Source organism: Algoriphagus sp. TR-M9, from assembly GCF_027594545.1.
Classification (GTDB): domain Bacteria; phylum Bacteroidota; class Bacteroidia; order Cytophagales; family Cyclobacteriaceae; genus Algoriphagus; species Algoriphagus halophytocola.
Map to the genome: position 1 here is coordinate 210048 of NZ_CP115160.1, position 22573 is coordinate 232620.

24 protein-coding genes and 1 tRNA gene are annotated in these 22573 nt (G+C 44.6%); 10 read left to right on the plus strand and 15 right to left on the minus strand.

Going from position 1 to position 22573, the window contains the following annotated elements; all coding sequences use genetic code 11:
• Window positions 1–54 precede the first annotated feature (54 nt).
• Entirely contained in the window at window positions 55–564 is a 510-nt protein-coding gene (locus tag PBT90_RS01000; protein ID WP_264808500.1) for a hypothetical protein, read from the plus strand.
• 1236 nt (window positions 565–1800) lie between these two features.
• Here PBT90_RS01000 and PBT90_RS01005 read toward each other — a convergent pair.
• From PBT90_RS01005 to PBT90_RS01025, 5 genes are all read right to left on the minus strand, one after another.
• Window positions 1801–2115, minus strand: coding sequence for a hypothetical protein (locus tag PBT90_RS01005; protein WP_264808501.1), 315 nt, complete (start codon window positions 2113–2115; stop codon window positions 1801–1803).
• Between the two features lie 186 nt (window positions 2116–2301).
• Window positions 2302–2667: a 50S ribosomal protein L19 gene (gene rplS / locus PBT90_RS01010; protein WP_008198488.1), complete on the minus strand. Its 366-nt coding sequence runs from the start codon at window positions 2665–2667 to the stop codon at window positions 2302–2304.
• A 51-nt stretch (window positions 2668–2718) separates the two neighbouring features.
• On the minus strand, window positions 2719–3435 hold the full coding sequence (gene trmD, locus PBT90_RS01015) for a tRNA (guanosine(37)-N1)-methyltransferase TrmD (protein ID WP_264808502.1): 717 nt from the start codon (window positions 3433–3435) through the stop codon (window positions 2719–2721).
• Between the two features lie 3 nt (window positions 3436–3438).
• Entirely contained in the window at window positions 3439–3969 is a 531-nt protein-coding gene (gene rimM / locus PBT90_RS01020; protein ID WP_264808503.1) for a ribosome maturation factor RimM, read from the minus strand.
• A gap of 12 nt (window positions 3970–3981) precedes the next feature.
• A complete protein-coding gene (locus PBT90_RS01025) occupies window positions 3982–4569 on the minus strand; it encodes a 30S ribosomal protein S16 (RefSeq protein ID WP_264808504.1) in 588 nt (195 codons plus the stop codon).
• A gap of 150 nt (window positions 4570–4719) precedes the next feature.
• On the opposite strand from PBT90_RS01025, the gene PBT90_RS01030 reads away from it, so the two are divergent.
• Window positions 4720–4791: transfer RNA gene (locus tag PBT90_RS01030), tRNA-Arg, on the plus strand.
• A 10-nt stretch (window positions 4792–4801) separates the two neighbouring features.
• On the opposite strand, the gene PBT90_RS01035 is transcribed toward PBT90_RS01030, so the two are convergent.
• The 6 genes from PBT90_RS01035 to PBT90_RS01060 form a co-directional block, all read right to left on the minus strand.
• The gene (locus PBT90_RS01035) at window positions 4802–5599 is read right to left on the minus strand and encodes an SDR family oxidoreductase (protein ID WP_264808505.1); all 798 of its coding nucleotides are present in this window, start codon (window positions 5597–5599) and stop codon (window positions 4802–4804) included.
• A gap of 112 nt (window positions 5600–5711) precedes the next feature.
• Window positions 5712–6602, minus strand: a complete 891-nt coding sequence (locus tag PBT90_RS01040) for an SMP-30/gluconolactonase/LRE family protein (protein WP_264808506.1) — start codon at window positions 6600–6602, stop codon at window positions 5712–5714.
• Complete coding sequence (locus tag PBT90_RS01045; protein ID WP_270131127.1) at window positions 6593–7663, minus strand: dipeptidase; 1071 nt, start codon at window positions 7661–7663, stop codon at window positions 6593–6595. The genes PBT90_RS01040 and PBT90_RS01045 overlap by 10 nt, the downstream gene beginning before the upstream one ends.
• A gap of 3 nt (window positions 7664–7666) precedes the next feature.
• On the minus strand, window positions 7667–8377 hold the full coding sequence (locus PBT90_RS01050; protein ID WP_264808508.1) for an SAM-dependent methyltransferase: 711 nt from the start codon (window positions 8375–8377) through the stop codon (window positions 7667–7669).
• A gap of 79 nt (window positions 8378–8456) precedes the next feature.
• Window positions 8457–9215 (minus strand): alpha/beta fold hydrolase, encoded by a 759-nt coding sequence (locus tag PBT90_RS01055; RefSeq protein ID WP_264808509.1) that lies wholly within the window; start codon window positions 9213–9215, stop codon window positions 8457–8459.
• A gap of 132 nt (window positions 9216–9347) precedes the next feature.
• On the minus strand, window positions 9348–10064 hold the full coding sequence (locus PBT90_RS01060; RefSeq protein WP_264808510.1) for a pyridoxine 5'-phosphate synthase: 717 nt from the start codon (window positions 10062–10064) through the stop codon (window positions 9348–9350).
• Between the two features lie 62 nt (window positions 10065–10126).
• Here PBT90_RS01060 and PBT90_RS01065 point away from each other — a divergent pair, with 62 nt between their 5' ends.
• From PBT90_RS01065 to PBT90_RS01075, 3 genes are read left to right on the plus strand one after another with little or no spacing between them, the layout of a single operon-like run.
• Window positions 10127–10579 carry a GatB/YqeY domain-containing protein gene (locus PBT90_RS01065; protein WP_264808511.1) on the plus strand — a complete coding sequence of 151 codons (453 nt, stop codon included), beginning with the start codon at window positions 10127–10129 and terminating at the stop codon, window positions 10577–10579.
• 1 nt (window position 10580) lies between these two features.
• Window positions 10581–11126, plus strand: coding sequence for a CvpA family protein (locus PBT90_RS01070; protein WP_264808512.1), 546 nt, complete (start codon window positions 10581–10583; stop codon window positions 11124–11126).
• On the plus strand, window positions 11110–11697 hold the full coding sequence (locus tag PBT90_RS01075; protein WP_264808513.1) for an anthranilate synthase component II: 588 nt from the start codon (window positions 11110–11112) through the stop codon (window positions 11695–11697). Before PBT90_RS01070 ends, PBT90_RS01075 begins: the two co-directional genes overlap by 17 nt.
• An 8-nt stretch (window positions 11698–11705) precedes the next feature.
• Here the strand turns inward: PBT90_RS01075 and PBT90_RS01080 are convergent, their stop codons facing one another.
• The 4 genes from PBT90_RS01080 to PBT90_RS01095 form a co-directional block, all read right to left on the minus strand.
• A complete protein-coding gene (locus PBT90_RS01080) occupies window positions 11706–12359 on the minus strand; it encodes a LolA family protein (protein ID WP_264808514.1) in 654 nt (217 codons plus the stop codon).
• Between the two features lie 32 nt (window positions 12360–12391).
• Window positions 12392–14899 (minus strand): FtsK/SpoIIIE family DNA translocase, encoded by a 2508-nt coding sequence (locus PBT90_RS01085; RefSeq protein ID WP_264808515.1) that lies wholly within the window; start codon window positions 14897–14899, stop codon window positions 12392–12394.
• 54 nt (window positions 14900–14953) lie between these two features.
• Window positions 14954–15994: a quinone-dependent dihydroorotate dehydrogenase gene (locus PBT90_RS01090; protein ID WP_264808516.1), complete on the minus strand. Its 1041-nt coding sequence runs from the start codon at window positions 15992–15994 to the stop codon at window positions 14954–14956.
• A 144-nt stretch (window positions 15995–16138) separates the two neighbouring features.
• Window positions 16139–17443 carry an amidohydrolase gene (locus PBT90_RS01095; protein ID WP_264808517.1) on the minus strand — a complete coding sequence of 435 codons (1305 nt, stop codon included), beginning with the start codon at window positions 17441–17443 and terminating at the stop codon, window positions 16139–16141.
• Window positions 17444–17588: 145 nt separating this feature from the next.
• Between PBT90_RS01095 and PBT90_RS01100 the strand changes: the two genes are divergently transcribed.
• The 5 genes from PBT90_RS01100 to gldG all read left to right on the plus strand — a co-directional run bounded on the left by PBT90_RS01100 (window position 17589) and on the right by gldG (window position 22553).
• Window positions 17589–18290 (plus strand): SDR family oxidoreductase, encoded by a 702-nt coding sequence (locus PBT90_RS01100; protein ID WP_264808518.1) that lies wholly within the window; start codon window positions 17589–17591, stop codon window positions 18288–18290.
• Window positions 18291–18437: 147 nt separating this feature from the next.
• Window positions 18438–18962: a peroxiredoxin family protein gene (locus PBT90_RS01105; protein WP_264808519.1), complete on the plus strand. Its 525-nt coding sequence runs from the start codon at window positions 18438–18440 to the stop codon at window positions 18960–18962.
• Window positions 18963–19246: 284 nt separating this feature from the next.
• Window positions 19247–20152 carry a gliding motility-associated ABC transporter ATP-binding subunit GldA gene (gldA, locus tag PBT90_RS01110; RefSeq protein ID WP_264808520.1) on the plus strand — a complete coding sequence of 302 codons (906 nt, stop codon included), beginning with the start codon at window positions 19247–19249 and terminating at the stop codon, window positions 20150–20152.
• Window positions 20149–20868: a gliding motility-associated ABC transporter permease subunit GldF gene (gldF, locus tag PBT90_RS01115; protein ID WP_264808521.1), complete on the plus strand. Its 720-nt coding sequence runs from the start codon at window positions 20149–20151 to the stop codon at window positions 20866–20868. Before gldA ends, gldF begins: the two co-directional genes overlap by 4 nt.
• On the plus strand, window positions 20865–22553 hold the full coding sequence (gene gldG, locus PBT90_RS01120) for a gliding motility-associated ABC transporter substrate-binding protein GldG (protein WP_270131135.1): 1689 nt from the start codon (window positions 20865–20867) through the stop codon (window positions 22551–22553). Before gldF ends, gldG begins: the two co-directional genes overlap by 4 nt.
• The last annotated feature ends 20 nt before the right edge of the window (window positions 22554–22573 follow it).

Below are 22573 nucleotides of genomic sequence, written 5' to 3' on the forward strand. Positions count from 1 at the left end.
ATTCTCATTTTCTTCAGTTTGTGTTCTGTTTCATTTGGGCAAACTGAAAACAGTATGGGGAAAAATAACCTGACCTATGATTATACCTTTTATCAAGGTGAATGGGCTGCGGGAGGAGAAATTTTGGCGCAGGGAGTCGTGTTGGGATATTCCAGGTATTTTACTCCAAAGATATTTGGTGAATTCAGCTATGGCCTGATGCATTTCGAAGGCCGAAATAGCTACTTTTATTTGGATGAAGATGAGATGGATTTCATCAACATGAGAACATTCACAATAGGGGCCGGATACGATTTGTTTCAATCAAAACACTTTGTCTTCTCGGCGGTACTTTCCTATTTGAGACAGTCCAATCAGCAATTGCTAGTTGAATACGGCTCGCCTGATTCAGGAACTTATGTAAGAGAAACAGGCAGAGCTAAGGATTCGACATTAAAAATCCAGTTCAAGCCCAGAATTTTTGTGGGAGAGCATTTTCAAATAATTCCTTCCTACTCATACGGTTTTGGTCTGGGGAAATATAAAAGTGATTGGCTAAGCCTGGGATTAGGCTATAGCTTTTAAGAGTCGATTTACAGTAAGCTATCTCAAGGCTATTTAGTTTAAAAGGCTGGTCGATATTCACGGCTAGCCTTTCCTGTTTTACTCAAAATGGATAATCAATTTTGATTTAAAGAGTTTCGATGCATGGGCGGATTTGGATTATAACAGAGATGGTAAAAAGCTTTTTATTCTTAGCTCAACTGATTTCTGCTCAGGAAAGCTTTTTGTGTCTGATCAATCCTTTACCTTGTATGAAGTGCGTGTGCAACTAATCCATGAGGAGTAATCAGGAAGGAAACCATGTGGACAGTAGTTTAAGCTTTAATCCATTTTTCTATTAGTCTTAGTAATGTAGATGAAAATATTTACATCATTATTGATAATGGCAAAAGTTGGGAAGAAAATAGGGGTTTACAATCAGAAAACGCCTTCTTTTCTCTTACGAATAATAAAGTTTACTGTGTGCCTCCTTACTACTTCTCACCTTATAATAGTGATACCTTGGCAAAAGTAAGTTTATTCCATGGCAGCTTGGATCCAGATATAATTTTGTCAAAGACTGTTAAATGGTCAACCCTGCTGGAATCTTCACCTCTATATTCATCTCAACTCAATTATCAAGATTGGGTTAAGATAGAATCTTCCAGACGTGATTTTTTCGTAATACATCCAAAAGATTATTGCGCAAATCGGGAATATTTAGAAGAAAGTATGCTTAAGGTTTATGCTGTAAAAGTTCATGCAATACAGATGAAAGAATAGTGAGAGGATTTTATGTTATAATATATGCAGTTGTGGTATTCACCTCTTGCAATGGGCGTAAAATTGATGATCTAGTAGAGACATCTTTCGAAGCGGAGGAGAAAGAATTGGTCATAATATTTAATAGATTGGAGCCAAATACCGTCTTTCATGATAGATCGTCAGATGGTATTGAAAGTTTCCAATATTTGAGAGAGGGATTTTACGATCCCAATCTACATATTAGAGTTTCTCATGATCTTGACTTCCAAAAAAAGAGGCTTACCCGAAAGGATTTAGGAAGCAAGGACGTCTGGTTCGATCAAGAGATGGAATATACTGACTTGTTTCACCTAAGCAGTCTTGATACTTACTATATTATTTTCCAAGATGATTATTTAGTAAAGGGTTCTTTGAATCCAGATCACGAATTTGAAGTTTATGAAGTTAGCATTAGTACCGGCGGGATAGAGTAATGAATTGGTGTTGCAAAGTATCCCAAGTCCACTCATTAATTTAGCGAGCTTTTGAAACAAAATTGCCTTCAGTTTTGATCCTCTTACCCAGCCACCCCAAAACAAAAAAAGAAATCACGAAACCAACAGCCGGAAGTGAAAAGAACAACATCTGCCAAAATTCTGCACTGGGATCTGGGTAATAATGAAAGAAGGAGGTTTTAATGGAAATATCCCAATCCGACATGATACCCAGAGAAGCTAGGTAAATCAGGTAAATAAATACGCCCACCATAATGGCTGAGAAGATCATGCCTAGGCGGACAAAAACCTTGGCAATCTGAAAACTGGGGTCTAGGCTAAAGGAATTGCTCATGGTAGAAAAGTTTGATTAAAAGTGATGTTTAAATGTTTGTAAAGCAATTATTTAACGTTAAAATGGTTTAAAAGTGTATGGAGGAGTATTTTATTCTGAGACTAGTGACTTGCCGTCCGGGAATATTAGGAAACAAAAAAAGGAACCCATTGCTGGGTTCCTTTTCTACTGAAAGAGCAATTGCTCTTAGTGCTTCACTCTGATTTTCTCCTTGATACGTGCAGCTTTACCCTGACGTCCTCTTAGGTAGAATAGACGAGCTCTTCTCACTCTACCTTGTCTCAATAGGTCGATTTGCTCGATCGCAGGAGAGATGATAGGGAAAATACGCTCCACTCCGATACCGTTAGAGATCTTTCTTACTGTGAAAGTTTCCCCATTGGTGTTCGGGTTTTTACGTTGGATCACAGTTCCTTGAAACTGCTGAACACGCTCTTTGTTACCTTCTTTGATACGTACGTGTACGTTGATGGTATCACCAGCTTTGAAAGTAGGGAACTTAGCTCTAACCTCGCTGTATTCTGCTTCTACTATTTTAATTAGTTCGCTCATAGCTTTATCTTTTTATGCTTTCGCTTTTTGCCATCTCTGTGGCTTATTTAATTACTTCTCGTTCGATGTTCCATCGCTTTCTCCCTGATCCCGGTTTCTGAGTAAATCCGGTCTTCGTTCTTGGGTTCGGCGAACCGACGCTTCGAATCTCCATTCATTTATCTTGGCCTCATGCCCTGATAGCAGCACATCAGGAACCTTCATTCCTTCATATTCTGCCGGCCGGGTATATACTGGCGGGGCCAGTAGGCCATCTTGGAAAGAATCTGTCAATGCCGAAGTCTCATCATTCAGTACTCCCGGGATCAGGCGAATCACAGCATCTGCCACTACTGCAGCTGCTAATTCCCCTCCGGAAAGCACAAAATCGCCAATACTGATTTCTTTGGTGATGAATCGCTCCCTCACCCGCTCATCCACACCTTTATAATGACCGCAGAGGATCAGCAGGTTTTGGTTGAGTGAAAGTTCATTGGCTATGGACTGGTCAAAGGTGACTCCATCCGGCGTCATGTAGATGATTTCATCATAGGTGCGCTCTTGCTGTAGTGCCTCTATGCATCGGGCAATAGGCTCGATCATCATGACCATTCCGGCTCCCCCTCCAAAAGCATAATCGTCGACCTGCTTTTGCTTGCCCGTTGAGTAATCTCTCAGGTTGATTACCCGGATTTTGGCTACACCTTTGTCTTCCGCTCTTTTCAGAATGGAGTGCGCAAAGGGGCTGTCCAACAATCCCGGTACCACCGTGATGATGTCAATGTGCATGGGTCAGTCTTCCAAATAAATTTCAAGTAAACCTTCGGGTAGCTGGCAGAAAACTTTTTTTGCTGCCTTGTCCACCTTTTGGATAATTCCGTCCTGAATCGGTATCAAAACTTCTTTGTCCTGGTGTGTCACTCCGAGGAGATTCTGTGTATCCAGGTCATAAACGATCTGGACAGTTCCGATCAGTCCTTTGGTCTCGTCAAAGACCTCAAAGCCGATCAAATCGTGATAGAAATACTGGTCCTCTTCCAGCTCAGGTAGTGCGGTGAGTGGAAGGTAAGCTCCCAATCCTACTAAATCTTCTACCTGTTCTATAGAGTTTAGATCCTCAAATTTTGCCAATGCTTTGTTTCCAGGTTGGAGTACAAAGTGCTCCAGGAAAAACGGCACCAGCCGGGATTTTTGCTCTAGGAATAAATGCTCGATGCCTTCATAATCTTCTGGATAATCCACATCTAGCACTACGACCACTTCTCCACGAAGTCCATGAACCTTAGACACGTAGCCTAACTGAAAGCTTTGGTCCTTATTCATGGGGATGTTGTATTAAGCTTTTGCTTCGTCTTCGCCTTCAGCTGGAGTTTCACCTTCAGCAGCAGGAGCTTCTTCAGTTGCAGCTTCTTCTTCAGGAGCAGGATTGTTTGCAGCTTCAGCAGCAGCTAGAAGTGCTTTTTGCTCATCTTCTCTTGCTTTGATCGCGTCTAGTCTAGCTTGGTTTTTAGCAGTTTCTGCATCCAATGCTTTCTGACGTGCCTCAGCTTTCGCTTTGTTGATGCCTTCAGTTTTGCCTGCGATCTTAGTTTCTTTCTCGTTCAGCCATGCTTCGAATTTTGCATCAGCTTGTTCTTGCGTGATAGCGCCTTTCAAAACACCGATCTGAAGATGTTTTTTCAGCATTACACCTCTGTAAGAAAGCATTGCTTTTACAGTGTCTGTAGGCTGAGCTCCGTTCAACAACCATTTAAGAGCGCGCTCATTGTTGATGTTGATAGAAGCAGGATTCGTGTTTGGATTGTAAGATCCGATTTTCTCGATGAAGCGTCCATCACGTGGAGCTCTTGCATCAGCTACCACCACGTCGTAGATAGCCATTTTTCTTCTACCTCTTCGTGCTAATCTGATTTTTACTGACATAAATTATAATGTATTTAGTGAGTGGATGGAACCCGTCCATCCTAATTTTGGAGTGCAAAGATAGGGTAAATCCTTGTAAAGCCATAAGTTGGCTAAAGAATATTTGCCAGAAAGGGGTGTTTTCTTTTATCTTGCGAAACAATTATCTCTGGCCCCGTAGTTCAATGGATAGAATAGAAGTTTCCTAAACTTTAGATCTAGGTTCGATTCCTAGCGGGGCTACTATTCTTTTTTACTTTAGCGGGACAGTATTTTCATCCTTGGGTACATTTCGGCCTATCATGGGGAATTGTTCCAAATCCACCACCTGACCACTGATAGGTCCACTTTCATCCCCAAGCCAATACACTGAAGCCGATGCTATTTCCTCCGGAAAAATCAATCTACCTGAAGGGGTATAGACATTGGGTAGGTTTTCATACCAGGTATCGGAAAGCCCATGCTCTTTCTTTCGGGCAATTTCATTTTCAGTTAAAACCCAACCCGGATTGATCTGATTGACCCGAACGCCTTTTTCACGGAAAAGATTGTCACCCAAGTTACGGGTCATGGTCATCAGCGCTCCTTTTGTCATGCTGTATGCCAATAGATTATGCTCTCCGCTATAGGCATTGATAGATCCTATATTCAAAACTGCGCCACGACTTGCTATAAGATGGGGAAGTGCTGCTTGGATCAAGAACAGCGGCGCAGCGGTATTGACTTCCATAATTCGGTTTAAAAACGCATGGTCTGTGTCATAAATAGTGGATGCGGCTACTATCGCAGCGTTATTAACTAGGGAGTCCAGTCGGCCCCATGTCTGTAGGGCCAGATCTACCAGCCTCCCGGCAGCACCTTCACTGGCAATGTCCTCTATGTGAAGCCTGGCATTAGCAGGACCTAATTCGGAAACTACCTGCATACCAAGTTCCTCTTCCAATCCATGAATGATGACTTTAGCTCCTTCAGCAACTACTTTCTGGGCGATGGCTTTGCCGATGCCCATGGTACTCCCGGTGACGATGATGACTTTTCCTTTAAGACGCATGGTTATAAGTTTAAAAATTCACTGCTTGGTTTTGAAGATAGTGAAAATTACAAAACTTGCATTCCTGTTCCATAGGGTGAGGTGCCAAGGCCTGATTTCAAACCTGTTGAGTTCAAAATTGGAAGGGGTGGGCCGGAAATCCCTTTGTCTCTGTCTTTACTAAAAACACATCCCCACTCAATGGGAAATTTCTAAGTTGATCATCACTGAGGTTTTCCTGGGCCGTGGTGATCAAAAGCGTGTCTAGATTTTCTCCCCCAAAACAACAGGAAGTCACATGGGGAGCGGGGACTTCGATTTTCTCGATTAATTCCCCAGATTTTGGATTCCAGCAGTAAACTCCTGATCCACCAAAATGTGCCACCCAAAGCATACCAGACTGATCTATGCTCATTCCATCTGGCATGCCCAGCTCTTTTGGAATTTGCACTGCCACTTTTCTAAAAGAAATGGAGCCGGTTTCCAGAACGAAATCGAAGGCCTTGATCTCACGAGAAGGGCTGTCTATGAAGTACAGGGTTTGGTTGTCTGCTGTCCAGGCCAATCCATTGGAAATGGTCAGTTGGTCGAGCTGAAGATTAGGATTCAGGTCTTTGCCTATACGGTAAAGGGAGGCAGCTCCTTTGGTAAATTCAGTACTCATTGTCCCGGCCCAGAGCCTTCCTTTTGCATCACATTTGCCGTCGTTAAATCGGTTCAGCGGGAGCTTGTCTTCTACTTGGGTAAGCCATTGAAGTTCTGCTGATTCTAAATCAAAGGCAGCGATTCTTCGGTCCAGCGCTAGTACCAGCTTATTTTTTTCTCCTTGTGCGACCAGGGCTAGGCGGTGTGGAAATGTTTTTATGCTAGTTTGGCTAGAGGCGAGGTGATGCTCAAAGAGTTTCCCGTTTTCTATGTCCACCCAGAAGAAGCTTTTTCTAGCTTCATGCCAAATGGGGCTTTCGCCTAGATAGCACTGGGAAGGGTAGAAACTTTTGGTTATTGAAGTGGTTTTTAAGTCCATGCCTTTCTTAAGAAGTTTAACCAATTTCCATGCATTACTTTCCTCACATCCTCATCAGAATATCCTCTTTGCCTCAGAAGATCAGGTATTTTACTTAAATCTGCGATGCTATTAAGATCCTGGGGCGCCTGTTCCTTTCCAAATGCCCCATCTAAATCCGACCCTATTCCAATATGATTGGCATTACCTGCTACTTGGCAGATATGGTCCAAGTGATCGAGCACGGTGTTTAGGGTGACGTTTCTTTCTTGGGGTGTGGTTTTTCCTCTTTCCCATCCAGGGCTGAGCATCCAGGCGTCCATTGCTCCACCGATCACTGCTCCTCTGTCCACCAGTGCTTTGATCATCTCGTCCGAAAATTGCCTGTTGTGGTCTACTAGTGCGCGACAGTTATTGTGACTTGCCCAAACTGGACCTTTGTAAATTTCCAGGGCTTCCCAAAATGCCAAATCGCATAAGTGTGTGGCATCCAGTATAAATCCCAGTTCATCCATTTTGCGAAGCAAAGTTTTACCATCCGCACTCAATGGCGCCGAGGCGTCAGTGCCATAAGCATACCTCCCGGGGCCGTAGTGCGCTGGGCCCAGGGCACGAAGACCATATTCATAGGCCTTTTCTAAATAATCCACCCGCACGATAGAGTCGGCACCTTCTAGAGACAGGATAAACCCCACCGGTTTGTTTGAGTTGTCTTCCCCGTTTTCCCAAAGAGAAATATGAGTGTTTAACTCAGCTGAATTTTTGATTTGGGTCATTTCTCCTAGCTCTTCCATAGTTTGGTACCAGGCTAGTTGACCTTGGGTCTGAGCCCAGGCCTGAGCTGGGGAATGCCATCCGGGTAGTGTGTTCCCTGGTGCCACATAGCGGGCGATCTGGGTGGCTACCACCAGGCCAATATTTCCTGCGCGTAAATATGGAAGTGACACGACAGCATTGCCGCGGTCAGGTTTATCAGTGAGTCCTTTTTCTCTGGCGTTGATATCCGAGGCTGGTAGTGTAAGGTCCCGGTTCCACTCCAGGGCATTCATACTGAGGTCAAGATGGGCGTCTATGGTAAACATGGGTTAAAAACTTTGGAGTACGAAAACAGTGGGGATTTTATGTAAGTCAAGTGGGATTTTCTTCCACTCTTGAGCGGATTTAGTCAGAATCATTTCATCAGAACCGGTGATGTTTTTGGCGATGCAAAGCTTAGTCTGCGGAGAGAGGTTCTTCAGTAAGTCCTCCAGAAGCTGATTGTTTCGGAAGGGGGTTTCCATAAAAATCTGTGCACGCCGCTCCCGAAGAGATTCGGATTCCAGCTTTTTGATGGCAGCTGATTTCTCTTTTTTATCAATGGGCAGATAGCCATGAAAAGCAAAGGACTGTCCCGAAAAGCCTGAACCCATCAATGCCATGAACATGGAGCTGGGACCGGATAGGGGAACTACTTGTATGCCTTTTTTATGCGCATGCTCTACTGCCAGTGCTCCCGGATCTGCGATTCCCGGGCAACCAGCTTCTGAGATAATTCCTATATCAGCGCCGTTGATGAGGGGCTGCATCAGTCGGTTGATGAATTCGGGGGAGGTTCCCTTGTCCAAGATTTCCATGTGTACCTGTTCCAGATTGACCCCAAGTTTTAGGCTGCTGATGTATCGCCTGGCGCTGCGCATATTTTCTACCAGGTAGACTTTGGTGTTTGCAATGACCTCTCGTACCTGCGGAGTGATGACAGCATTTTGGGTGTTTTCTGCGAGGACATTGGGTATGAGGAATAGTTTTCCTTTGGGCATAATGCTGATGGGTTAAAAAAGAACTGGAATTTAGGAGTTGATTGTATGTTTTTAGCGAAGCGGCATAGAGGGGTTTGTCCTATTTTAAGAATTTCCTGACTTCCTTTACCACTGCATCTGGCTGCTCAGCATGAAGCCAATGCCCTGCATCTGCAATGAATTCCACTTCATTGTTTGGAAAGAATGTATTGATATCGTCTAAGTCTGACTGCTGGACGTAGGCCGAATTAGCTCCCGCCAGAAACAAGGTGGGGCCGTCGAAGCTTCCTCCTTCTGGCAAAGCTTCCCCCACATTATTGATCTTTTCCGTGATCACAGGCAGGTTTATTTTCCAAATAAAACCATCTGAATCTCTTCCTAAGCTTTTGAGAAGGAACTGCCGGATTCCCATTTCTGAAATATACTTGGCCAGTTCATCATCGGCTTCTTTTCTGGATTGGATTGTTTTCAGGTCGATGGCATTTAACCCCTCCAAAATCGACTGATGGTGAACCGGATAGTACCTTGGGGCTATGTCTGCCACGATCAATTTTTCCACTTTTTCGGGGAATTTGAGCGCAAAATTCATAACCGTCTTTCCTCCCATAGAGTGCCCCATCAAGTATGTTTTCTCCAGTCCTTCCTTATCCATGAATTCCTTCAGGTCACTGGCCATCACCTCGTAATTCCATTCCGTGGACTGAGGAGAATCTCCATGGTTTCTTTGATCTATGAGGTATAGCGTGTAATTGTCCTTGAGTTCTTTGGAAATACTGAACCAGTTGTCCGCAGAACCAAACAGGCCATGTAGTATGATTAAGGGTTTACCTGCACCTAGTTTTTTGAAATTTAATTGCATATCATTTTAATTGTCATCAGACCACTGACGACGGTCAACTGCCGCATAGTGATCAGGTTGGGTTGATAGTAATTGGATGGCTATATTATAGGTGATGAAGCAGTGGGCTGTGGTGGCCACTATTGACAATACCTACAATTCCAGCTTTCTTCTATACATCTGAATAGTATTCTCCAGACCGTAATACAGCGCATCACAGATCAAAGCATGGCCAATAGAAACTTCATCCAGGTAAGGGATGGATTGCTTCAGAAATGCCAGGTTTTGCAAGTCCAGATCATGGCCGGCATTGAGTCCTAGTCCCAATTCCCTTGCCAATTGGGCAACTTCCACATAAGGTTTTACAGCCGCCTCTTTATCCTTGTGATAGGTTGAAGCATAGGGCTCGGTATAAAGCTCTACCCGATCCGTTCCGGTGCGTTTCGCAGGTTCAAAGTACTTGCTTTCTGGATTGATGAAAATCGACACCCGTACTCCTGATTCGTGTAGTTCGGCCACAATATCGGTCAGCATTTCCCGGTTTGAGATGGTGTCCCATCCGGTATTGGAAGTGATGGCATCAGGCGGGTCTGGGACCAAAGTAGCCTGCGCCGGCTTGACCAAGCGTACCAATTCCATAAATCTATGGTCGGGATATCCCTCTATATTAAATTCTGTAGTGACGACCTTCGTCAGGTCTATCACATCCTGATAGCGGATATGGCGTTCATCCGGCCTGGGGTGTACGGTAATTCCCTGCGCTCCAAATCGTTCTGCATCAAGCGCTACTTGGACTACATTGGGATTATCAGCACCCCGAGCATTGCGAAGTGTCGCGATCTTGTTAATATTTACACTGAGCTTGGTCATATCCGAGTCGAAAAAGGTATTTTTGTCTGAATTAATAGAATTGTAACACAAACTTAGGACTAATGAGTTTAAAGCAGAAAATAGAAGGAGAAATTAAATCAGCAATGATCGCTAAAGATAAAGCACGTTTAGCGGCTTTGCGTTCGATCAAATCCCTGATTCTTTTGGAAGAAACTAAAAGCGGTGCAAAGGCTGACCTGACTGAGGAAGATGAGCTGAAACTTCTGACCAAAGCCGCAAAGCAACGCAAGGATTCTGCAGATATTTACGAGCAGCAGGCCCGATTTGATCTGTATGAGGTGGAAATGGCTGAACTCAAAATCTTGCAGGAATTCCTGCCCAAAGCCCTAACTGATGAAGAGCTAACAGCGGCTGTACAGGAAATAATCACGCAAACGGGAGCATCCAGTCCCAAGGATATTGGGAAAGTAATGGGCGTAGCCAGTAAGCAATTGGCAGGCAAAGCTGATGGCAAAGCGATTTCTGAAAAAGTGAAAGTGATATTAAACAGTTAAGTTGAGCATAATAGACATTATAATCGTCGCCTTGCTTGGCCTGGGAGCCTATGAGGGATACCGCAAAGGATTCCTTCTTGGGGTCTTAGGCCTGTTCGGTTTTGTCATTGCGCTGATTCTGGGCATTTATTTTATGGCTCCGGCCAATGACTGGCTGGCAGATAATGTCACGGAGTTTAATCTGGGATTTCCCATCATGGGTTTTCTGGTGATATTTTTTCTCACTCTTCTTTTGATCAAAGTGGCAGGCTGGATCCTAAAGCAAGTCATGAATCTGGTGCTGCTTGGAGGACTGGACTCCACGGTGGGAGCTATTTTTGGAGTGGTGAAAGCTGCCTTTTTCATCAGTTTGTTTTTTTGGCAAGCGAATCTGTTCAAATTGGATATGCCTAAAAAATGGACAAAAGATTCCGAGATGATGCCATTCATCCAACCTATAGCACCGGGAATAGTCTCTTTTGTGGAGCCTTTTTTCCCGAGCGTAGAGGAGAGTTTGAAGCAGTTGGAAGAAGTAGTGGAGAAAATCAAAGATGCTGCTACTGATTGATAATTTTGATTCCTTCAGTCATATGCTGGCTGATTTGCTGAGGCAAACAGGAGAGGAGCTCTTGGTGGTCCGCAATGACACTGCTTTGGAGGAGCTAAAAAAAGTCCCTTTCGAAGGATTGGTGCTCTCTCCAGGGCCAGGGACACCCGCAGCTGCTGGTAATTTAAATGCTATTCTTGCTTATTATTTTGATAAAGTCCCAATCTTAGGTGTCTGCCTTGGGCACCAGGCGATTGGGGAATTTTTCGGAGCCAAATTGGTGAAAAACCGAGTTCCTACCCACGGTAAAGTCCACCTTGTTCGCAAGACTAAGCCCCATTGTTTCATTTCTGATAATTTGCCTGGTCGTTTTCATGTCACACGTTACCATTCCTTACAGCTTCGGGACTTGCCCGATGTTTTGGAAGTAATACTGGAAACGGAAGAAGGTGAAGTCATGGGGATGGTGCATAGAAAATTACCGATTGTAGGAATTCAATATCATCCAGAGGCACACCTCACAGCACATGGACTAGAGCTGGTGAAAGCATGGGTTGCCCGCATTTACGTAGAGAAGGAAACTCCCCTCTAAGCTCTCCTTTACCTTAAATCAATGATTTCGATTCCAGGATGTTTGGTGGCATCAAATGCGAAATGTGAAGCAGGTAAGTTTGAGTTTAGCTTTAAGTTTTTGAACGAATAGGAGAAGACTCCACCTTGCCCATCAAACATTTCCCAGCCCAGAAGATTAGAATTGCTTGAGTCAATCATCAGTTTGACTTGTTCAAAAGGGGCATTGTTGTTTTCGGCGATTAGTTGCACCACCTGTACTTTTTTGCCCTGATATTGCTTTTCGCCGAGGAGGCTGTAGTTGTATCCAGATTCGTAGAGTCTATAGATGTTTGAGGGTGTGAGTTCCCCTTCCATCTGTGAGGCATCATTAATGGTTACCTCCTTGTAATTATCTGACTGGATAAAAGTCCAGACGGTTTTGCTGTCATTAAAAATTTCCTGATCTGGAAGCTTCAATCGGTATTGTTCGCCTTTTACGGCGATTTCTCCAGACTGTACATCTCCGGCTCCAGTCCCGTCTTGATAGGTGTAGTCAAAACTTGCGGTGAAACCGTTCATATCCTTGAACTTTTGGCTCATGGCATCCAGAATTGTTTTTGCCTGTGGGTCTTTCTGCGCTGTAGCTTGAAAGGAGATCAATAAGGCAAAGAGTAGGGTGTAAAGTAGGGTGATTTTTTTCATGAATTGAGCTGTTTGAACGATTTGAACAGCTATTACAGACTGTTCAATAACTGTTCCAAACTAGCTTCATCCTGAATAAGTACTTCTCTGGCTTTGGATCCTTCGAAAGCCCCCACGATTCCTGCTGCTTCGAGTTGATCTATGATTCTTCCGGCTCGGTTGTAGCCTAATTTCAATTTACGCTGGATAAGTGAGGTACTTCCCTGCTGATGCATCACAATCAGCCTGGCAGCATCGTCAAAAAGGGCATCCCGATCGGAAAGATCTACTTCACCTACGGAGCCATCACCGTCCTCTCCTTCAAATTCCGGTAGCAGGTAAGCATCCGAATATCCTCGCTGTTCGCCTATATAATCACAGATTGCATCTACCTCGGGGGTGTCTAAAAATGCACATTGAATTCTCGTCATTTCGGATCCATGAGAAAGCAGCATATCTCCCATTCCGATCAACTGATCTGCTCCGCCTGCATCCAGAATGGTACGGCTATCGATTTTCGAAGTGACACGGAAGGAAAGTCTAGCGGGAAAGTTGGCTTTGATGATACCTGTGATCACATTTACAGAAGGTCTCTGTGTAGCTACTACCAGGTGTATCCCTATCGCCCGTGCCAGCTGTGCCAGCCTGGCAATAGGTCCCTCTATTTCTTTACCTGCGGTCATCATCAAATCCGCCAGCTCATCTATCACCAATACGATATAAGGCATGAAATGGTGTCCCTTGTCCGGATTTAGCTTCCTGGCGATGAATTTTGCATTGTACTCCTTCAGGTTTCTGGCCCCGGCATCTTTCAGCAAGTTGTACCGATTGTCCATTTCTATACAGAGGGAATTTAAGGTGTAGATCACCTTTTTGGTATCCGTGATGATCGCCTCCTCGGCCCCCGGAAGCTTGGCCAGGTAATGCCTTTCTATTTTGTTGAAAAGGGTTAATTCTACCTTTTTGGGATCCACCAGAACGAACTTCAGCTGGGCTGGATGTTTCTTGTAAATCAAGGATGCCAAAATCATATTCAGCCCCACGGATTTACCTTGACCGGTGGCTCCTGCCATAAGCAAGTGAGGCATTTTAGCCAAATCCGCCACGAAGACTTCGTTAGAAATGGTTTTGCCCAGGGCAATAGGAAGGTCCTTATCCGAGCGCATAAATTTTTCAGTGCCCAAAACAGCTCTGGCCGGTACCAGCTCGCGGTTTTTATTTGGGACTTCTATCCCTATGGTGCCTTTGCCTGGAATTGGCGCAATGATCCTGATGCCTAAAGCGGCCAAACTCAAGGCAATGTCATCTTCCAGGTTTTTGATTTTAGAGATTTTCACACCCGGCTCTGGTACTATTTCATAGAGCGTGACCGTAGGTCCTATAGTAGCCTTGATTTCCTGAATTCCTATTTTGAAGTTTTCAAGCGTCTCTACAATCTTGTTTTTATTCTCTTCCAGTTCCTGCCTACTCACAGTTACTTTCTGCACATCATATTCATTGAGCAGATCTAGCGTGGGGTATTTATAGTGGGGAAGGTCCAGCGTAGGGTCATAAGCATCCAGGTTTTCTACCTCCTCGGCAGTTTTCTCCTCTCCGGCAGGTTTTACCACGGAGAAGTTCTTGTCGTCTTTGGGTTCCTCTTTATGCTCTACTTTCGGGTCTAAAATATTCAGCTGAGGTACGTCAAAAGCTATCTCATCTTTTGCCGGTTTTGGCTTGGGAGGAGATGCTGGGCTCAGGTCTATTTCTGTGGAAGGCTTTTCCTCATGTTCTGTATTTTGAGTGTCTTTCACTGTCCATGAGCTCCCGTCATCTTCTATATCCTCTTCTTCAGTATCTTCCACAAAAGGATTTTTTGGACTTCCTTCATTGCCAAGCTCAGGATCGTCTTCCGGTAGGTCAGTGCTGGAGCTTTTACTGGTGAACCAGTCGATTTTGTCTATATCAAAAAAGAAAATCACAAAAATAAGCATGGAGCCTCCCAGCAAGATAAAGGTGCCCCAGCTCAGAAAGTCTGCTGAAAGTTTGGCCAACTCATAACCAAAACCTCCCGAAAGGAAACTCCAATAGGAATAGCCTTTGATCAGGATGACAATGTAGCCAGTGAGCAGTCCCAGCCAAAAGGTAAAGAACAAGGCAAAGGTGGTGTAGCGTGTCAAGGAAATGAGCGGAATTTTAAATGCCCATTTGAATCCCAGAATGAATAGAAGCGGAGGGAAGAGAAAGGCTGCGATTCCAAACCAGCGATAAATCATCAGGTAGGAAGCTTGTGCGCCCAGGTAGCCTAGCCAATTGCTGGACTCCCGTGCCGTGTCGCGCAATTCCTGGCTAGTATTGTTCATCACCAGACTTTGGTCCGCCGGCCCATTGATCAGGTAGCTGATAAATGCTATCAATAGAAAAAGCGCAGTGGACATCAGCAAAATTCCTAAGGCTAGGCCGATTTTGGCTGTGTTTATTTTGCCAAAAGAAAAGCGAGGCCCATTACTGCCAGCCTTCTTTTTCTTGGCGGTTTCTCCTTTTTTTCTAAAAGTATTGGTCCTAGGTGAATTGGTGGCCATGTATGCGATTCAAATCCGAATTTAAGTTAAGATTAATGGTGGTTGCTTGACAAATTACTTCGAAAAATAAGCCAATATTCCTTGTTTAATCTTTTTGATCAGGTTAGGTCCCTCATAAATCATGCCCGAGTAAACCTGTACCAAACTGGCTCCGGCTTCTAGCTTTTCTATAGCATCAGCCGCAGAATGTATGCCTCCTACGCCAATGATGGGAAAGGCCTTGTTTGACTTTTCGGAAAGGTATCGGATTACTTCAGTACTTCTTTTGGTCAGGACTTTACCGCTGACGCCTCCTGCTCCTATGGCCTCTATCTTGGAGCTGCTGCTGGTCAGTTTCGAACGGTCAATGGTGGTGTTGGTCGCTATGACTCCATCGATTTTGGTTTCCTGTACGATTTCAATGATGTCATCCAGTTGCCCATCGGTGAGATCAGGGGCGATTTTGAGCAAAATGGGTTTGGGATTGGCCTTTTGGTCATTGGCATTTTTCACTGCTTGCAACAGTTGTTTGAGTGGTTCCTTTTCTTGAAGATCCCGTAGATTGGGTGTGTTGGGTGAGCTGACATTGACTACAAAATAATCCACATAATCGTGTAGTGCTTCCAGGCAGATCAGGTAATCATCCACTGCATTTTCGTTCGGCGTCACTTTGTTTTTGCCGATATTTCCACCCACCAAAACATCTGATTTTCTGTTTTTCAGGCGCTGAACAGCCTCTTGGACTCCTCCATTGTTAAACCCCATGCGGTTGACTAAGGATTCATCCTGCGGAAGCCTGAAAAGCCTAGGCTGAGGATTGCCCGGCTGAGGCTTGGGGGTCAATGTGCCGATTTCTATGAAACCAAAGCCTAGCATCGCCATTTCGTCTATTAGCTTGGCATCCTTATCAAATCCTGCTGCCAGTCCCACAGGATTTTTAAACTTCAATCCAAAAACCTCGCGTTCTAACCTAGGGTCTTCAAACTTGTAAAAAGTTCTGATCAGATCTCCCACGATAGGCAGGTTAAAAGAGAACTTGGTCAAACCCACTGTGGTATGGTGTGCTTCTTCTGGATTTTGTCTAAAAAAGAATGGTTTAAGTAAGATTTTGTACACGAGCTGTCAGGTTGGATTGGACTGCAAAGATATCGTTTTAATAAAAACAGCACTTCCCAAGCTGCAAAGAATCTGGTTCAATAACTCAAAAGCCCACTCGCAGGGAATGGGCTTTTGATGGATTGTTTTTTTTGAGCAAAAGACCTAAGGCTGGTGTTTGTCGTTGTAATCCACTACTAGGTAACTCAAAGCTCTCATTCCTAAAACAAATCCTCCTTCGTCTATGTAGAAGTCCGGAGTGTGGTGCGAGGGCGTGGTAGCTGGGTCTCCACCTTTTTTCATTCCTCCTAGGAAAATGAATACACCAGGTTTTTCTCTTTGGAAGAAGCTGAAATCCTCAGCGCCGGTGACCGGGCTGATGTAGTTGATATTTTCTGCCCCGGCTGCCGCCTCTAAGCTTGGTAACATTTCGGCGGTTAAGTCAGGATCATTCACTGTGGATGGGTATAGTTTTTCTAAGTTGAGCTCCACTGTAGCCCCTGCACTGGCTGCTATATTGGTCACGATTTCATTGATCCGCTTGTGTACTAGAGTCTGCTGTTCATCACCAAATGTCCGAACGGTGCCTATCATCTCTACCTCTTCCGGTATAATATTATGTCGAATTCCGCCATGAATGGCCCCTATAGTGACTACCGCCGGGTTTTTGGTGACATTCACACTTCTGGACAAAATAGTTTGCAGCCCCATGATGATCTGAGAGCTGGTCACGATGGGGTCCACACTAGACCAGGGATATGCACCGTGGGCTTGGGTGCCTTTTACTGTAATGTTCAGGTTGTCTACCGCTGCCATTATCGGGCCGGACCGGTAGCTTATTTGTCCTACCTCTGTCTGGGAATTGATATGCAGGCCAAATACTGCGTCCACATCTTCCATTACTCCTTCTTTAACCATAAGCTCTGCTCCTGCTATTTCTGCATCAAAGACTCCCTCTTCTGCAGGCTGAAAAATAAATTTCACATTGCCCGCTAGGTTTTCCTTCATTCCTGCCAGTACCTCGGCCACGCCCATCAAAATCGCGACATGGCTATCGTGCCCACAAGCATGCATCACACCGGTCTCCTGCCCGTTATAAGTAGCGGTATTTACTGATTTGAATGGTAATTCATTTCGTTCGGTGACCGGGAGTGCATCCATATCTGCCCGTAGCGCGACGGTAGGTCCGGGTTTTCCTCCTTTCAGCATACCCACGACTCCTGTGACTGCTACATTTTCGGTGACTTCTATGCCCAGCGAGCGGAGGTGATCTGCGACTTTTTTCGCTGTTCTGAATTCCTGATTTCCCAGCTCGGGGTACATGTGGATGTCCCTGCGCCATTCGATCACCTTTGACTCTAGCGCAGTAGCTTTGGAATCAATGGCTGTTCGAAGTTCCGTTTGGGCGTACAAGGTGACGGAAGCCAGAAGTAGTGGGGTGAGTAAAAAAGAGCGTAAATGATCCTTCATGGTTGCTGGTTGTTTTTTGCTTTATCCAAATTTAGAAAAATGTGCTGATGGTCAAGCTTTTCATGTGAATCTGCATGAAAACTCAAGGTCAAAAGAACTATTTTCACTCAATTCACTTTTTAGGGTAAATCATAGAAAAACCAATATGCAACTAAATAACCAAACCGCTGTAGTCACGGGCGTAAGTAAAGGAATAGGACTGGAAGTAGTCAAATTGCTACTGGCAAAGGGAACAACAGTAGCCGGGTGGGGTAGAAATTCTCCCGATTTTCAGCATGAAAACTTTCATTTTTTCACCTGTGATTTGTCCGTAGAAAGTTCTGTGGAAAATGCCTTTCAGGAGACCACAACAAAACTCGGTACTGATATTCGTATTCTGGTAAATAATGCCGGTTTTGGGATAGCGGGAAAATTTGAGGAGATGTCTTCTGAGGATTGGAAAGCTATGTTTGACACCAATGTTCATGGTATTTTTTATGTGAGCAAAAGATTGGTACCGGCCATGAAAGCGGCAGACGAAGGACATATCTTGAATGTGGCTTCCATCGCCGGTCTGAATGGCGTTGCTAATTTTGCAGGATATGTAGGGACCAAGCATGCAGTTCGTGGAATCTCCCATTCCATGTATATGGAATTGCGGGATTTTGGGATTAAAGTTTCCACCATTTACCCAGGCTCCACTCAGACGAATTTCTTTGATGATATAGCGGGGGCAAGTGCCCATGAGCACATGATGCGCCCGGAGGATGTCGCGCAAACGATCGTGCAGACTATTGAAACTCACCCCAATTACTTTGTGGCTGATGTGGAATGCCGACCACTGAGGCCAAAAGGGAAAAAGAAGTGATTTGCGATTGAACTAGCCTAGTGGTCCCCAAATGAGGTTTTCATTTGGGGGCTTTCGTCCTAAGTCAATTTTTACCATTCAGCAGGCTTTGAGCTTGTTTTTAAGCAGAGATGTATTTATTTGGACAGAATTTTATAGAAAGCCGTCATGAGAAAAGCACAATTGATTATCATCTTCACCATTTTGCTAGGAGGTACTGCCTATTTTGGCCATTCTATGCAAAAGGACAATACGGTACCGCAGCTTGTAAGTGATGCTCCGGGCACTCTTCCGGATTTTACCTTGAGTGATATCGCGGGAAAGTCCAGTTCAATTCATGAATTGGCAGGGAATAAACCTACCCTGTTTATTTATTTCAATTCTACTTGTCACCTTTGTCAAGAAGAGCTTGGTTCGCTTTCTAAAAGGATAGATGAGTTTGAGGATTATTCGATTATTTTGACCACGGTACAGCCCCTGGATGAGATGATTGATTTTGCGAATAGTTTACGCATCAAGGAAAAAGAAAACGTTCATTTCCTTTTGGACTCAAATATGGAAGTTGCCACCTACCTTCAGGTGAGAAGCGTCCCTTCTATCTATTGCTATGATTCAGAAAAGCAATTGGTGGCAGATTATGTAGGGATTACCAAGCTGGATTTATTGCTGGAAAAGTTAGAGTCGGGAAGCTAAGTTCTTTAACCGAGCCCTTTAGAATTATTGGTATTTCTCGACCCCTTTGAACGCGCTATCGATAAGGGCCTGCTGTTAATTCCCAGCAAACTTGGATTGCATGATGGTTGCTTACCATTACTTGTTTAAAAGTTGTTTTGTAAGCCAGATGTCTGTGAAATCAATTTCTGAGAAATGGAATAATTTGAAGTTAAAAAAATGGAAAGCATAGTGCTGCTATCATTATTTCTTCAGACCGCGAAAACTCCATTTTTTCCTTACTTTTGACTGACTAAAAAAGCTACATGTCACTCGAAGTATCCCAACTCACCAAATTTTACGGAAATCAAAAAGCGCTTGATGAAGTGTCTTTTTCGGCAGCGCCTGGTAGAATATTGGGTTTTTTGGGGCCAAATGGGGCAGGGAAATCTACCACGATGAAGATCATAACCGGATTTCTTGCTGCGGATTCGGGTGAGGTGAGCGTTTTGGGCCAAGATGCACTGCATGCGCCCAAAAAAGTCAGTAACCTTATAGGTTACCTACCCGAGCACAACCCTCTGTATCTAGATATGTATGTACGCGAATTCCTGGAGTTTTCGGGGGGGCTATACGGGATTTCTGGTGCAGGTCTTCGGTCAAAAGTCGAGGAAATGCTGCTAAGGACGGGCCTGAAACCCGAGCAGCACAAGAAAATCGGCCAACTGTCAAAAGGTTACCGTCAGCGAGTAGGACTTGCCAGAGCACTGATCCATGACCCCCAGGTAGTGATCCTGGATGAGCCGACCACGGGACTGGACCCCAATCAGCTGGTGGAGATCAGGAGTTTGATTCAGGAGGTGGCTCAGGATAAGACGCTCATTCTTTCTACCCATATCATGCAGGAGGTAGAGGCGATTTGCCATGACGTGGTCATTATTAATAGAGGCAAGATTTTGGCTTCAGACTCCCTGGTAAACCTCAAGTCTGGAGCGGCAGAAGCGCAATTGATTTTAGAGGCTGAAGAGGAACTGCAAGTGGAGTGGTTTGAAGACCTGGGCAGGGTCAGTTTTGGCTCCAAAGGCAAAACGGAGTTGAGGATAGCCTGTCAAGATGCTGCTGTAGGCAGAAAAGGGGTCATGCAGGTGGTTCATCAGCGAGGGCTAAACTTGATCAGTTTAAATCAACAGCAAAAGAATCTTGAACAAATTTTCAGGGAGATCACGAAATGAAAAGCCTTTTCTTTAAAGAGATCAATTCCTTTTTCGGTAGTTTAATTGGCTACTTGGTGATAGCGCTGTTTCTGGTTGCGCTGGGTTTGATTGTATGGGTTTTCCCGGAAAGCAATGTGCTGGATTATGGTTTTGCAGATTTGGAAGCCTTGTTTACTTATACGCCTTATGTTTTTACCTTTTTGGTTCCTGCACTTTCTATGAGGGCTATTGCCGAGGAGCGTAAGTCCGGGACTTGGGAACTATTGAGAACTTCTCCATTGAATATTTTGCAGGTTGTTTTAGCCAAATATCTGGCGTTGTTTTGCCTGGTTTTGGTGTCTGTTCTGCCCACCTTGTTGTATTTGTATAGCATTATCCAATTGGGAGATCCTGTGGGGAATATTGATCAGGCTGGATTTTTTGGCTCTTGGATTGGTTTGGTGATGATCGGAGGAGTTTTTGCGTCGGTGGGTTTGTTTGCGAGTTCCTTGACTTCCCAGCAGGTGGTAGCATTTGTGCTAGGGGTGTTTTTATGTTTTGTGCTATACTTTGGGTTTTCAGCTTTGGCAGATATGCAAAGCGGGGCATTTAGCTACTGGGTAGAGGAGCTGAGTTTGAGCTATCATTACATTAGTTTGAGTAGAGGAGTGGTGAACTCTGGAGATGTATTTTTCATGTTGGGTATGATTTGGCTGTTTTTAGGCGGGTCAGTATTGGTGTTGAAGAATAAATGATAAAATCCAGTTTACATACCGTCAGGCCTTGGTTAGTTCTTTTGGGAGGGGGGTTGCTATTTGTGCTGTTGGGGCAGTTTCTGCATTTCCGGATTGATCTCACTGAGGAAAAGCGTTTTTCCCTGCATCCTGCGACAGAGGACATTTTGTCTGAATTAAAGGAGCCGCTGCATGTGGATATACTATTGGTAAATGATAATCTTCCTGGAGGATTTCGGCGGCTACAAAAGGCTATAGAAGAAACTGTGAGGACTTTTAATGCTTACAGCTCCGAAAAAATCACCTTTTCCTATTTTGACCCGCTGACAGTGGAGGAAAGTGAGCGTGAAGAGTTCATCCTTTCTCTGGCTGATTACGGAATCAATCCTACCAACTTGTCCGTCAATCAGCAGACCGGGCTTCAGACCAAGTTGATTTTTCCGGGAATTTTGGTGAGTAATGCAACCTATGAAACAGGAGCCCTGGTGCTCAAAGGGGAGCGGGGGATGAGTCCAGATCAGATTTTGAATCAATCCATAGAAAACCTGGAGTTTGAGCTGAGTAATGCCATCCGGAAACTTATTGCACCAGAGTCTAATGCCATAGCCATGATCATGGGACATGGCGAGATGAGTGACGATGAGGGATTTGGCTTGGTAGAAGCGCTAGACGGTGATTTTGAACTGTTCAAAGTGCCTTTAGAACAAGCGAAAACTCCGGCAGATCTGGCTCATTTTAACATAGTTTTTATCCAAGGACCCAGAGAGAGTTATACCGAGCGGGAGATATACTTGCTGGATCAATATGTAATGAACGGAGGAAATCTGGTGGTGCTTTTGGATGGAGTGGCTGTGGACATTACGCAGGCAGGCGGGGAGGGTACATTGGCAATGCCCCTAGAGTTGGGTTTGGATAACCTGCTTTTCCGCTATGGCATCCGAGTCAACAAGGATTTGATTCAAGACTTGAATTTTGGCTATTTCCCGGTAATGGCGGGTAATTTTGGAAACCAAGAACAGATGGTGCCTTTGCCTTGGCCTTTCTTCATCCACGCAGGCAGGATGCAAGCGCACCCCATCACCAAAGGATTGGATGTGGTGAATTTCAGGTTTGCTAGTAGCCTGGACACGGTGAAAGCAGATGGGGTTCGTAAAACCCCTCTCATCTTTACTTCAGATTATAGCAGGATATTGGCAGCACCGGTGCGCGTGGCATTCAGTGATATGGAGCAGGAGCCGGATGTGGATTTGTTTGGCACTAAGAATTTACCTCTGGTTTATTTATTGGAAGGGGAGTTTACTTCGCTTTACAAAAACAGGTTTTTGCCGGAAGATTTTGCCCAGGAAGAGTTTAAAGAAAGTGGTAAAGGCAAGGTAGTAGTGATAGGTGATGGTGATGTTTTTCAAGTGGAGAGAAATCTGCAGGATGGGTCGCCATTGGTGTTGGGAGAGGATCCTTTCAGTCAGACTACCTTTGCAAATAAACTTTTCCTAAAAAACCTGACTCAGTATTTGGCAGATCCTGAAGGTATCATAGCTTCCAGAACCCGGACTTTCAAAATCCGCCCACTTGACAAGGTAAAAGTGGCTCAGCAGCGCGTATACTGGCAGGTGCTCAATGTACTGGCTCCTGTAGGGCTGCTTATGATTCTGGGTGGAATTAGCTGGTGGATTCGCAGGAAAAAATATACTGGGAAAGCAAACTAGGGTAGAATTCGCTGAAGTCT